Source organism: Acinetobacter sp. ANC_7512 (assembly GCF_056779935.1).
In genome coordinates, this window is record NZ_JBWYIX010000007.1 from 157,215 (window position 1) to 167,566 (window position 10,352).

Consider the following 10,352-nt stretch of genomic DNA (forward strand, 5'->3'; position numbering starts at 1 on the left):
AAAATCTCATGTCTAAACAAATCTTGATTTTAGCTGGTGACGGCATTGGTCCTGAAATTGTAAAAGCAGCTGAACAGGTCCTCACCCGTGTCAATGAAAAATTTAATCTAGATTTAACATGGGAACAAGGTTTATTGGGTGGCGCTGCAATTGATGCGCATGGTTCACCTTATCCAGAAGTTACCTCTGAACAAGCAAAAAAAGCAGATGCGATTTTGTTAGGTGCTGTGGGTGGTCCGAAGTGGGATACAATTGAGCGCTCAATTCGTCCTGAGCGTGGTTTATTAAAATTACGTAGTGAACTTAACCTTTTCGCTAACTTGCGTCCAGCGATCTTGTATCCTCAATTGGCAGATGCTTCAAGTTTGAAACCTGAAATTGTTTCAGGCTTAGATATTTTAATTGTCCGTGAATTAACTGGTGGTATTTACTTTGGTCAACCACGGGGTATTCGTGAATTAGAGAATGGTGAGAAGCAAGGCTTTAATACCGACGTATATGCAGAGTCAGAAATCAAACGTATTGCTAAAGTGGCGTTTGAAATGGCGAAACTACGCGGTGGTAAAGTGTGTTCAGTTGATAAAGCGAATGTTCTTGAAGTCACTGAGCTTTGGAAACAAACAGTAACTCAGTTACATGCTGAACAGTATGCTGACATTAACTTGTCACATATGTATGTCGATAATGCAGCAATGCAATTGGTTCGTGCACCTAAACAATTTGATGTGATCGTAACAGGTAACTTGTTCGGTGATATCTTGTCTGATGAAGCAGCGATGTTGACTGGTTCAATCGGTATGTTGCCATCAGCTTCTTTAGATGAAAATGGTAAAGGGATGTATGAGCCTTGTCATGGTTCAGCACCAGATATCGCAGGTCAAAATATCGCAAACCCATTGGCAACAATTTTATCTGTTGCAATGATGCTTCGATATACGTTCCGTCAAGAAGCTGCAGCAAAAGCGATTGAAGATGCAGTAGGGAATGTTTTAGACCAAGGTTTACGTACAGCTGACATTATGTCTGAAGGCATGAAGAAGGTCGGGACAGTTGAAATGGGTGAAGCAGTTGTTGCAGCGCTTAACTAATTTCAGTTGATTCATTCAAAACGCAGCCTATGAGCTGCGTTTTTTTATTGCCGAGCTTTTGAAAGCGATATTGTTTTTTTAAGCTAAAAACACTTGAGCAAGTCATTAGGTTATCGTAGTACTGACTTACTGAAGTTGTCTGTACAGGAATCATAAAACCATTTTCATCTTTCATCGAATTTCCCATTGGAATCGCGGTGTTGACTATACGTTCAAAACTGAAAATTTCCCGCTCATCTCGAATCACAGGATTAGGCTTCAGTTTAATGTTAAAAGAATTCAAATTGATATTTTCACGCATATGTTGGATATCTTGCCCTACAAATTGTGAAATATAAGTGTTCATATTTTTTTGTTCTGAAAATTTGCTGTTTGGCATGTCGTTAATAGGAAAAGTGTAAATATGCAAATGAGCGAAAACCACAATTGATTTAATGCATGAAATAGTGGAGCGATACGAAGATTTTTTATGTTGAATGTGTAAATGGGCTTTGTTGGTATATTTGATTGGATAGTGAATGAATAAATAGTGAGTTTAATTATTCTATAACATATGAGTATTGGTCTTCTCACAAAGACAGACGATTGCTTTAGTAGAGTGAATCTCCTGTAGTTCATAAAATAAAAGTACAAAAACAAAAAAGCCACTCAATGTGGCTTTTCGCTTACTAACACTTAGCGTGCACGGTAAGTAATGCGACCCTTAGATAAGTCATAAGGTGTCATTTCAACTTTAACACTGTCGCCAGTCAAAATACGAATATAGTGTTTACGCATTTTACCAGAAATGTGTGCAATTACTTCGTGACCGTTTTCTAAACGTACACGGAACATAGTATTAGGAAGCGTTTCGGTGACAACGCCTTCGAACTCGATAAGTTCCTCTTTATTGGCCATAGCCTACCTGATGATCAAATTGGAAAGGCGCAAATTATAGGCAAAATTTTAGAAAAAAACAAGGTTAAACCAAGTTCAGTCGGCGTTTCTATGGTCAAACTTGTCGAACAAACAAATAAAATTTTTAAACAAAAAAATGCTTAACTATGTTGTCAGTTTGGTCAATCGACTGTAATCTAATTCATAAGTTTTAAGTAAATATTAATAACATACAAGGAAGGGCACTGCGTGAGTCAGCTAACTGATGCTTCGGTTGTTCTACGATTAGGTTATCAAGCAATTCGTCGTGCTGGATTGCCCACAGAAGAAATTTTAACAAAAGCGGGTGTGGCCTTAAATCAAGTAGATCAAAATGCGCGTACGCCTTTAAGCGCGCAGTACGCTTTCTGGGTTGCTGCCGAAGAAGTCAGTAAAGATCCAGACATTGGTCTACATTTAGGTGAGCATTTACCACTTTATCGTGGTCAAGTGATTGAACATCTTTTTATTTCATCTGAAAATTTTGGCGAAGGCCTGAAAAGGGCTTTAGCGTATCAACGTCTAATCAGTGATGCATTTCATGCCAAATTGGTTATTGAAGATGATCGTTGCTACCTAACCAATGGCGAACAACCTTTCTCTGAAAACCTAGTCAATCGTCATTTTTCTGAGTGCGCGATTTCAGGCATTTTAAGATTCTTCAAATTTATTACTGAAGGTCGTTTTCAACCTATATATATCGATTTTAACTTTAGCGAGGGTGCTTCAGACGATGAGTATTTCCGTGTATATGAGTGCCCGGTAAGTTTAGGTCAAAAAGAAACGCGACTTTATTTTGATCCTGCAATTTTAGATTATGTACTTTGGCAAGCCGAGCCAGAATTACTTCAACTACATGAGCAGTTGGCGATTGAAAAATTACAGGAGTTGGCTCGATACGATTTAGTGGGTGAGGTGCGCCGTGCCATTGGTTCTACACTTGAGAGTGGAGAAACAACGCTAGAAACTGTGGCGGCTCAGTTGAATATTACCCCACGTCGTTTGAGAACACAGCTCAGTGAAGCCAATACAAGCTTCCAGCAAATTTTATCTGACTATCGTTGTCGTTTAGCTAAAAAACTTTTGGCAAACACCAATGAAAGCGTAGAGAGAATTGTCTATCTGACGGGTTTCTCGGAACCAAGTACGTTCTATCGTGCCTTTAAACGATGGACCAATGAGACACCTGTTGAATATCGTAAGCGGAAACAGCGCTAAAAAAATCCCTTCTTTTGAAGGGATTTTTTTCTATTCAATTCAAAATAAAAAACTATTCAGGCATGTTTAACCAATGAGGGCCTAGGGGTACTTTAGGCAAGTTAAACTCTGCAGGATAGTGTGCTTGGATAAAGTAAAGGCCGTCAGGTGGTGCTGTGATCCCTGCTGCTTTACGGTCTTCTGCTGCGAATATTTCATCGATATGGTCAATGTCGTACATGCCCTGACCGATTTCCAGTAAACAGCCCATAATATTGCGAACCATATGGTGTAAAAAACCATCTGCTTGGATGTCTAGAACGAGGTAAGCACCGTGTTTGATGAGTTTGCAATGGCTCACATGGCGTACAGGCTGGTTGGATTGACACGCAGCAGCTCTAAAGCTTTCAAAGTTATGAGTACCCTCAAATTTTGAGGCTGCAGCAATCATTTTATCCACATCCAGTGGGTAATAAGCATGCGTTACTTGTTTGTGGAGTAAGGCAGGGCGCATGGGGCTGTTATAAACGACATAACGATAACGGCGAGCCTGCGCTTTAAAGCGTGCATGAAAATCACTATCCATTTCTTGAATCCATTGGATGGCAATATCTTTAGGAAGTGTACTGTTAGCCCCCATAAGCCAGCCACGAATTGGACGTATTGCATTTGTGTCAAAGTGAGCCACCATATTTGTGGCATGAACACCTGCATCTGTTCGACCCGCACCATGCAAAATGATGGGTTCATCAGCAATTTTGCTCAACACTTTTTCCATGGTTTCTTGTACGCTCGGCACACCAGGTTGCTGTGTTTGCCAACCTCGATACCGAACGCCACTAAACTCAATTCCGATTGCAAAACGCGGCATTTGAACCTCTAATTTGATGAATCATACCAATGTTGTAACCATTGATCTGTGGAGGGGTATTGTAAATACATTTTTAGAATTTTGGCATAAAGATCGGCATCACTGAGTGTATCGTCGATCAAAATATCAGATGCTTTAATCCAACTGCTAATTGCATAGCGTTGATCTAATTCTCCAAACAGGACCTGACTACTTAATACAATATGGCAGCCTAAGGCACGAAGCTGCTTCAAAATATCTGTGGTATCCGCATTAATTGCTAAATTACCGGTTCCATATGCTTGAAGTATGAGTACATGAGGCGGATTGTCGATAAAACGCGTTAAATGCTGATTGAATAATTTGATTTCAATGGGGCGAAGACTCAGATTCGCAATATTGAGTTGTATCGAGCGTTCAATATGTTGCTCAGTAATGTTGAAAAAAGAACTTGATATGGGCTTGATGACATTTGTAAATGCTTCACCACAAAATGCATTTAGTGCCGTGCGATGAGTCTTAACTGCAGTTCTAGCATGAAAAATTTGATGGTTAAAGCATAAGTAAACACCATCAGACACATTTTCCATATATTGGATGGCATGATTCAGATTATCTAAAGCATCGCTCGATGGATGCAAAGATGTCGCTGCATGATTGAGCAGAGGAAATTGGCTACCTGTGATAATGACTCGACACGTATCATGGAGAAATCGAGAAAGAATAGCCGCAGCATAACTCATGGTATCGGTACCATGAATGACAATAAATTTTTGAAATTGTTTAGCTTGTAATTGTTGAATTTTTTGGATTAACAGCAACCAATCACGCGCCGTACATGCACTACTGTCTTTAATCTCATGAGCCTGAACAAGCTCTATTGGATTTTGAACGGGCAAAATTTCTTTTAATTGCGGGAAAAAATCGGCAGCAGGCATAGGCGCTAAAGGTTCACCAACGCAACCAAATGTCCCACCCATATAGATTAAAGCTATTTTTGAACTCATAAAAAAAGCAGCCTGATTAGACTGCTTCATATTAAGATTAATTGGAATCAGATTCCATGCTCTCTCGGAGTTTTGCTGCACGCATTTTTTGTTCGTCATTGTAATGCGATTCATATTCCGTAATTAATTTTTCTGCTTCATCAAACGCGCCAAATTTAATGTATTGATCCGCTAAATCTAAATTAAGTTGAATTTCATCAACGTTGAGTAATTCAGGAAAACGTTGTACAAGAGGATCATCAGGACGATTCGGATTCATGTTTATCGCAGATGTTTCATGCGAATGACTCTGTTGCACTTCTACATTTTCATCTGAAGAATTGAGGTCAAAATTAAATTCGTTTGTTGGTTCAATTGAGCTTTTTTCTGTAGATTTTGAATCAAGATTTTCTTCAAAGTCGAAAGTCACGAAATCTAAATTCTGATCATTCACGCTTTGCTCTGAAACTTTTGCTGAGCTAGATGTTTCAGCATCAAAGTTAAAATCATCTGAAAGATCGAAAGTGAGTTCATCCTTAGATGTTGTTTGAGAAGGAGACTGTTCCGATTGATCTGAAAAGCTAAATTCCAATGAATCTATTTCAATATTCAGTTCTTGTGGATTTTTTTCTGATGGAGAAGAACTCAGTGATGAATGAGACAGATCTGTTTTTTCAACCCATTCTTGACTTAAATCAAGTGTGAAGTCGAGATTTTGGATGGACTCATTTTCTGAAGCACGGTTCTCTCTAGCGGTCGACTGCACTGATTCTGTTTGTGATTTATTTTCAGACTGAAAACTGGAGAAATCTAAATCAAACTCTAAGGGGGCGCGATCTTCAGTCGATTGATTGGTTGTTTCAGATTCAGTCTGTGTTTGAGCATTTGGCTCGAAAGTTAAATCTGTCGTGATAAATTCTAAAGGTGTTTGCTCTTTTGATGCAGGAGTCTTCTCATCATCTTGCTCGAATGGGTGTTGTGAGGTTGGTTGCGGTGTATCTTCCATAAAAAAATCGAGTTCAAAATGCTCGTTTTGCGATGGAGTCTGTTGTTCAGTTGCCTGCTGATTTTCAGCCTGATCAGAAGGGAGCTGGTCAATGATTTCTTCATTGGTTTTATTGAGCGTAAACTCTTCTGCTAAATCCAGCTGTTCTGAGCTAAATACAAAATGAGCAGTAGGTTCAGCAGAGACATGCTCAGTTTCTTCCTCAGGAGTGCTTTTCTTCTCTTTGGCTTGTAAGGGATGTGGGTATTGTTCTGTTTCAAACACAAATGTTGAGCTTTGAGAAGGAAGAGAAGATTGCTCTGTGGTCTCATTTGTTTCAGTGGGTGTGCTTTCCTGAGTGCTATGTTGTTCATCCTGTGATTTGATGAGATGATCAAAGGCTTGTTCTGATTGCACTGCAGGGATTTCAGTTATAAAACTGGTGCTATGAAACTGTGCAGCATGACGAGGCTGATTCTCGGTGTTCGATATATCCCGTGATTCTTTCGCAATTTCTTTATTCTGTTCCGCTTCTTTTGCAGCTTTAAGTTTGTCTTCAGCTTCATCCGCAATGTAATGTAATCCAGTGGAGCGTAAATAATTACTTAATTGTTTTAAAGCAAATTCATCATTCTGTAGGATGTGAATATCAATCAAATACGAGTAAAGCTCATGTTGTCTAGGATCACGATTCAATGCTTGATTGATTTTTGCTTCGGCTGACATATAGCTTTCTGATTGAATTAAGTATTCAATGCTGGCTTTAAGTTCATCAGCCACTGGTTCAGCACTTAAGTCTTGTGGTGCGCCATGACCGTGCTGTGAATAGGCTTGTTGTGGGGTGGAGCGAGTTTTAGGGCTTTTCTTAGCGCGTTTTACACTCACATTTTTTTTAGATTTTGTTGATCCTGTGTCACCATTTTTTTGTTTATCCTCACGTTTTTTGAGCACCAGTGCGATTAACAACAAGACGACAAATGGAATGACATACAACATAATTTTTCCCCTTCATTGAATTCAATGAATTTATTGCAAATCTAATACCTGAGTGCTCGAAATATTGGACTGTTTTTAATCTCGATTTTTTATATTCTCAGTTCATCATTATGCATCGATCAAGATGTTCGAAATAAGAAGTGATGAGATTGTAATTTAACTGTTTTTTGTATCGATGTCATAATATTTCCTTTCAAATAGCACTCCAAGCTCTAATCAATTCAAATTGCATAAAAAAAGCCGATCTAATCAGACCGGCTTTTTATTGAAGTGACTATTAAATATTAAGCATTTTTATAGTCAATCAAGATGCGTAGCATACGGCGTAAAGGTTCAGCAGCACCCCAAAGTAATTGGTCACCAACAGTGAACGCGCCTAAATACTCTTTACCCATATTGAGTTTACGTAAACGACCTACTGGAACAGTAAGCGTGCCTGTTACTGCAACAGGTGTAAGATCAGTCATTGATGCTTCACGTGTGTTCGGCACAACTTTAGACCAGTCATTTGCACTTGCAATGATGTCTTCAATTTCATTTAAAGGAACATCTTTACGAAGTTTTAAAGTTAATGCTTGTGAGTGACAGCGCATTGCACCAATACGTACACAGTGACCATCAATAGGTACAATTTGTGAATTACCAAGAATCTTATTGGTTTCAACTTGACCTTTCCATTCCTCTTTCGATTGACCGCTTTCAAGCTGTTTGTCGATATAAGGAATTAAAGAACCTGCTAAAGGTACACCGAAGTTTGCTGAAGGGAATCCTTCACCACGCTGTAATTCAGCAATTTTAGAGTCGATATCTAAAATTGGAGAACGTGGATCGTCTAATAGATCTTTTGTATTGTTATACAAATAGCCCATACCTGTGATGAGTTCACGCATGTTTTGCGCACCCGCACCAGAAGCAGCTTGGTAAGTCATTGAAGTCGCCCATTCAACAAGATTGTTTTGGAACAGACCACCAAGACCCATTAACATCAATGAAACAGTACAGTTACCGCCCACAAATGTTTTCGTACCTTTTACCAAACCGTCTTTGATCACATTCATGTTGACTGGATCTAATACGATGATTGCTTCATCGTCCATACGCAATGTAGATGCAGCATCAATCCAGTAACCATTCCAACCATCAGCTTTCAACTTAGGGAAAACTTCAGTGGTATAATCACCACCTTGGCAGGTAATAATGACATCCATTTGCTTCAGACTATTAATGTCTGTCGCATCCATAAGTGCTGGGGCAGTTTTACCACCAAACGCAGGGGCTTCACCACCTGCATTACTGGTAGAGAAGTAGAATGGCTCAAAATGAGCGAAATCATTCTCTTCAACCATACGTTGCATAAGGACGGAACCAACCATCCCGCGCCAACCGACCAGACCTACTTTCATGTCACTTTGCCTCGGTGCGTTAAAATAAAAAAGGGGGTTCGAGTGTATCAAAAGAGTGTATAACTGCAAGTGGTACACAATCAAAACAGCAAATATATTGTGCAATATATCTTGTTTATGTTACATGCAAAACTAATATAAATTTATGAATCATCGAAAAATTAAGAATATATAAAGAGAAGCGCTATGCTATGGATTGAGATACTGGCTGTTGTTGTGATTTGGTTAAGTTTTTGGTCTTTGATTCCGCGTGATGAGTGGTGGTTTCGAGGTGCCGATTTTCCAAGACTACAAATTTTAGCCCTAGGCTTTATCGCATTTATCCTCCTGTTGATTTGGGATGGGGAATGGGATTTAAGACGCCAAGTCATATTTGTTGGATTAATTGCTGCATTAGCATATCAATTGAAGATGGTTTTGCCTTATACCTTAATTTGGAAAAAACAGGTGAAACAGGTCCAACCAGATCAACTTGATCCATCAAAGCAAATCTCTTTAATTGTGTCGAATGTTTTAACACCAAATACAGAATATCATCGTTTGATTGAACAGATTCATCAGCATCAACCCGATATCGTATTGACGCTTGAAACAGACCAAACCTGGCAGAATGAACTTTCAGTCATCGAAGCGGATTATCCTTATCGTGTTCCAGTACCTTTAGATAATCTCTATGGAATGCATCTCTACAGTAAATTGGAATTGAGTGATACCGAAGTCAAATTCATACTGAGTAATGAGATTCCTTCTATTCATACCACAGTGAAATTACGTTCTGGACAGCCAGTTCAATTATATTGTTTACATCCCAAACCGCCGAGTCCAACTGAAGCCAAAGACTCTACATTACGTGATGCTGAATTGTTGATTGTGGGTGATCAAATTAAAGACTTGGATGAAAGTTGCATTGTCATGGGAGATCTAAACGATGTGGCATGGTCTCGTACCACACGACTATTTCAACGTATCAGTGGTTTATTAGATCCGCGTGTTGGACGTCATTATGTCAATACCTTCCATGCGGACTATCCGCTATTACGATGGTCACTCGATCATGTATTCCACAGCACTGATTTTGCTTTGGTGAAAATGGAGCGATTACCGCATATTGGTTCGGATCACTTTCCTGTGTACGTTGTTTTACAAACTGGACGACAATTTGAGCAAGTACAGCAAGAATTAGAACAGACGGATGCTGATGAGCAAGAGGCTCAGGAGGCGATTCAAGAAGGTATTGCGAAAGCTGAGAAAGAAGAGAAACAAGTGACAGATGAGATTGCGCAAGATTATAAAGATGGCAAACAAGTGTGAATAGATGCGTGTAAGAAATTGCTTACAATGAATGTGTCTGTTGACCCATAGTCACGAAGCGAGCTTAAGCGTAATCTAAGCTTATCGGCACAGGGAGTGGGAATGGAATGATCCCAATATGGAAGACGACGCCGACGGAAAATCATCATGGAGATGATGTAGGAAAGGAAAGCCAATAAAACAATAATATGATTTTTGAAAAGCACAACCTCATCGACCCGAGTTTTACAGGATGTAGAACTCGGTTTTAGTTTATGGTGGATTTAAACGTTTATATGCATACAGGTCGAATGAATTAAATCTCGTTATTCAGCTCTAATCTTTTATTAATGATATGATTTGCCAAAATGAAAATATTGAGCAGATGGGGTATGACTTTGTTTCTTAAAAATATGAAAGACATAACTACAAGCAAATCCTTCGCTTCAATCGTTGTGTTAAATGTACTAATGAGCACCAGCGTATTTGCACAAGAAGCTGATGAAAAAATGATGGATGCGGTTGCATCTCAAGAACAGGTCGCGAACACTGAAGCTAAAGAAGCTAAAGAAGCTAAAGAAGCTAAAGAAGCTAAAGAAGCTAAAGAAGCTAAAGAAGCTAAAGAAGCTAAAGAAGCTAAAG

General features: G+C 39.2%; 10 protein-coding genes. 4 read left to right on the plus strand and 6 right to left on the minus strand.

All coding sequences use genetic code 11. From position 1 onward, the window contains the following. The first annotated feature begins 8 nt into the window (after positions 1–8). The gene (gene leuB / locus AC1M9H_RS08615; protein WP_481596213.1) at positions 9–1,088 is read left to right on the plus strand and encodes a 3-isopropylmalate dehydrogenase; all 1,080 of its coding nucleotides are present in this window, start codon (positions 9–11) and stop codon (positions 1,086–1,088) included. Here the strand turns inward: leuB and AC1M9H_RS08620 are convergent. Then, the gene (locus AC1M9H_RS08620; RefSeq protein WP_481613196.1) at positions 1,081–1,434 is read right to left on the minus strand and encodes a hypothetical protein; all 354 of its coding nucleotides are present in this window, start codon (positions 1,432–1,434) and stop codon (positions 1,081–1,083) included. The genes leuB and AC1M9H_RS08620 overlap by 8 nt on opposite strands. A 329-nt stretch (positions 1,435–1,763) precedes the next feature. Continuing rightward, entirely contained in the window at positions 1,764–1,985 is a 222-nt protein-coding gene (gene infA, locus AC1M9H_RS08625; RefSeq protein WP_004692529.1) for a translation initiation factor IF-1, read from the minus strand. Positions 1,986–2,213: 228 nt separating this feature from the next. Here infA and AC1M9H_RS08630 point away from each other — a divergent pair, with 228 nt between their 5' ends. Further along, positions 2,214–3,221 (plus strand): AraC family transcriptional regulator, encoded by a 1,008-nt coding sequence (locus AC1M9H_RS08630; protein WP_035264130.1) that lies wholly within the window; start codon positions 2,214–2,216, stop codon positions 3,219–3,221. A 52-nt stretch (positions 3,222–3,273) separates the two neighbouring features. Here AC1M9H_RS08630 and truA read toward each other — a convergent pair whose 3' ends face one another. The 4 genes from truA to asd all read right to left on the minus strand — a co-directional run bounded on the left by truA (position 3,274) and on the right by asd (position 8,420). Further along, positions 3,274–4,071, minus strand: coding sequence for a tRNA pseudouridine(38-40) synthase TruA (gene truA, locus AC1M9H_RS08635; RefSeq protein WP_481613197.1), 798 nt, complete (start codon positions 4,069–4,071; stop codon positions 3,274–3,276). Positions 4,072–4,079: 8 nt separating this feature from the next. After that, on the minus strand, positions 4,080–5,057 hold the full coding sequence (locus AC1M9H_RS08640) for an asparaginase domain-containing protein (RefSeq protein WP_481613198.1): 978 nt from the start codon (positions 5,055–5,057) through the stop codon (positions 4,080–4,082). A 37-nt stretch (positions 5,058–5,094) separates the two neighbouring features. Then, entirely contained in the window at positions 5,095–7,017 is a 1,923-nt protein-coding gene (locus AC1M9H_RS08645) for a hypothetical protein (protein ID WP_481613199.1), read from the minus strand. Between the two features lie 284 nt (positions 7,018–7,301). After that, positions 7,302–8,420, minus strand: coding sequence for an aspartate-semialdehyde dehydrogenase (gene asd, locus AC1M9H_RS08650; protein ID WP_035264122.1), 1,119 nt, complete (start codon positions 8,418–8,420; stop codon positions 7,302–7,304). A gap of 186 nt (positions 8,421–8,606) precedes the next feature. Here asd and AC1M9H_RS08655 point away from each other — a divergent pair, with 186 nt between their 5' ends. Together AC1M9H_RS08655 and AC1M9H_RS08660 are read left to right on the plus strand one after the other, a co-directional pair. Beyond that, complete coding sequence (locus tag AC1M9H_RS08655; RefSeq protein WP_035264120.1) at positions 8,607–9,731, plus strand: endonuclease/exonuclease/phosphatase family protein; 1,125 nt, start codon at positions 8,607–8,609, stop codon at positions 9,729–9,731. 371 nt (positions 9,732–10,102) lie between these two features. After that, on the plus strand, positions 10,103–10,352 hold a 250-nt coding region (locus AC1M9H_RS08660; RefSeq protein ID WP_481613200.1), incomplete at its 3' end, for a hypothetical protein.

Coding starts and splice junctions, on each gene's coding strand:
- leuB (WP_481596213.1), top strand. CDS start 9: ATGTCTAAACAAATCTTGATTTTAGCTGGTGACGGCATTGGTCCTGAA.
- truA (WP_481613197.1), bottom strand. CDS start 4,071: ATGCCGCGTTTTGCAATCGGAATTGAGTTTAGTGGCGTTCGGTATCGA.
- asd (WP_035264122.1), bottom strand. CDS start 8,420: ATGAAAGTAGGTCTGGTCGGTTGGCGCGGGATGGTTGGTTCCGTCCTT.
- AC1M9H_RS08655 (WP_035264120.1), top strand. CDS start 8,607: ATGCTATGGATTGAGATACTGGCTGTTGTTGTGATTTGGTTAAGTTTT.
- infA (WP_004692529.1), bottom strand. CDS start 1,985: ATGGCCAATAAAGAGGAACTTATCGAGTTCGAAGGCGTTGTCACCGAA.
- AC1M9H_RS08640 (WP_481613198.1), bottom strand. CDS start 5,057: ATGAGTTCAAAAATAGCTTTAATCTATATGGGTGGGACATTTGGTTGC.
- AC1M9H_RS08620 (WP_481613196.1), bottom strand. CDS start 1,434: ATGAACACTTATATTTCACAATTTGTAGGGCAAGATATCCAACATATG.
- AC1M9H_RS08645 (WP_481613199.1), bottom strand. CDS start 7,017: ATGTTGTATGTCATTCCATTTGTCGTCTTGTTGTTAATCGCACTGGTG.